General features: G+C 73.9%; 3 protein-coding genes. 1 reads left to right on the top strand and 2 read right to left on the bottom strand.

What is annotated here, in order from left to right; genetic code table 11:
* A partial coding sequence (locus GL263_RS26235) for a glycerophosphodiester phosphodiesterase family protein (protein ID WP_323379569.1) occupies nt 1–484 on the bottom strand: 484 nt, incomplete at its 3' end.
* Nucleotides 481–1,158 (bottom strand): membrane protein YczE, encoded by a 678-nt coding sequence (yczE, locus tag GL263_RS26230; protein ID WP_438948007.1) that lies wholly within the window; start codon nt 1,156–1,158, stop codon nt 481–483. The genes GL263_RS26235 and yczE, both read right to left, overlap by 4 nt.
* A 95-nt stretch (nt 1,159–1,253) precedes the next feature.
* On the opposite strand from yczE, the gene GL263_RS26225 reads away from it, so the two are divergent.
* Nucleotides 1,254–1,562, top strand: a 309-nt coding sequence (locus GL263_RS26225) for a GntR family transcriptional regulator (RefSeq protein ID WP_182858222.1), incomplete at its 3' end; no start/stop codon positions are given.

Below are 1,562 nucleotides of genomic sequence, written 5' to 3'. Positions count from 1 at the left end.
TCCCCAGCGACGTCGCCAGCCTCGGCCCCGCCCACGCCCGGGCCCGCGCCACCCGGGCCTCGGCGAAGGAACCCACACACACCCGGTCCCAGGCGTCCAGCCGGTCCAGCTCCGCCAGCAGCGGACGCAGCGCCGCCTCCGCCTTCACATCCAGGTTCCACCGGGCCTCCGGGAAGGCCCGCAGCACATCGGCCAGCCTCGGCACCGGCTCCGAACCGCCCACCCGGGCCCGCGCCACCTCCGCCCAGGACAGCCCGGCGATCGGACCGCTGCCGTCGGTGACCCGGTCCAGCGTCGAGTCGTGGAACGCCACCAGCACCCCGTCCGCCGTCAGGTGCACGTCCGTCTCCAGATAGCGGTAGCCCAGGCCGACGGCCCGCTCGAAGGCGCGATGGGTGTTCTCCAACCCGTCCGCCGCCCCGCCGCGATGGGCGAAGGCCAGCGGAGCCGGACGGTCCAGGAAGGGATGCGATGCCGTGGTCACCGACGCAGTATCACCCGACCGGCCAGCCTGCGGACCCGCCCGCCGCGGGCCACCACCGGACTCGCCACCGCCCGCCGCGGCGCGAACACCCGCAGGAACAGCTGCGAGAACGGACCGATGCCCAGCGCGTACAGCACCGTGCCCACCCCGACCGAGCCGCCCAACGCGAAGCCGGTGGCCAGCACCGACACCTCGAGCCCGGTCCGCACCAGCCGGACCGAACGGCCCGTCCGCTCGTGCAGCCCCGTCATCAGCCCGTCCCGCGGCCCGGCACCGAACCGCGCCGACAGATACAGACCCGTCGCCATCCCGTTGAGCGCCACCGCCGCCACCAGGGCGAGGACCCGCCACACCAACCCCTCCACCGGCGGCAGCACCGCCAGCGTCGCGTCCATCGCCACCCCGATCAGGATCACGTTCGACACCGTGCCCAGCCCCGGACGCTGCCGCAACGGCACCCACAGCAGCAGCACCACCGCACCCGTGATCACCAGCACCGTGCCGATCGACAGCCCGGTCTGCCGCGCCACCCCCTGATGGAACACGTCCCACGGCGCCAGCCCCAGTTCCGCCCGCACCATCACCGCCAGCGTCGCCCCGTACAGCAGCAACCCGACGTACAGCCGCACCAACCGGCCGACCACTCCGTCCCCTGACCCACCCGCGTCCAGCACCGTGAACCTCCCCTGGCGAAAAAAGACCAACGCATGACACCCTGGCCCGTAGCAAGGGCCAATTCCACGGCCAATCAGCGGAAGGTGGACTGATCATGCCCGAGTGGACCGCCAGCGTCGGTGCCATTCAGCTCAGCCGGCTCCTCGAGTCCCAGCGCCCGGCCGCCCCGAACGGCAACCGCCGCACCCCCGCCTACCGCGCCCTCGCCGACGGCGTCCGCGTCCTGGTCCTCGAAGGCCGCGTCCCCGTCGCCGCCCGCCTGCCCGCCGAACGCGAACTCGCCGCCGCCCTCCGCGTCAGCCGCACCACCGTCGCCGCCGCCTACGAAGCCCTCCGCGCCGAAGGCTTCCTGGAGTCCCGGCGCGGCGCCGGCAGCTGGACCTCCGTACCCGCCGGAAACCCC

Source organism: Streptomyces durbertensis, from assembly GCF_014156695.1.
In the GTDB taxonomy this organism is placed as follows: Bacteria; Actinomycetota; Actinomycetes; order Streptomycetales; family Streptomycetaceae; genus Streptomyces; species Streptomyces durbertensis.
This window is presented reverse-complemented; position numbering and strand designations above follow the sequence as displayed.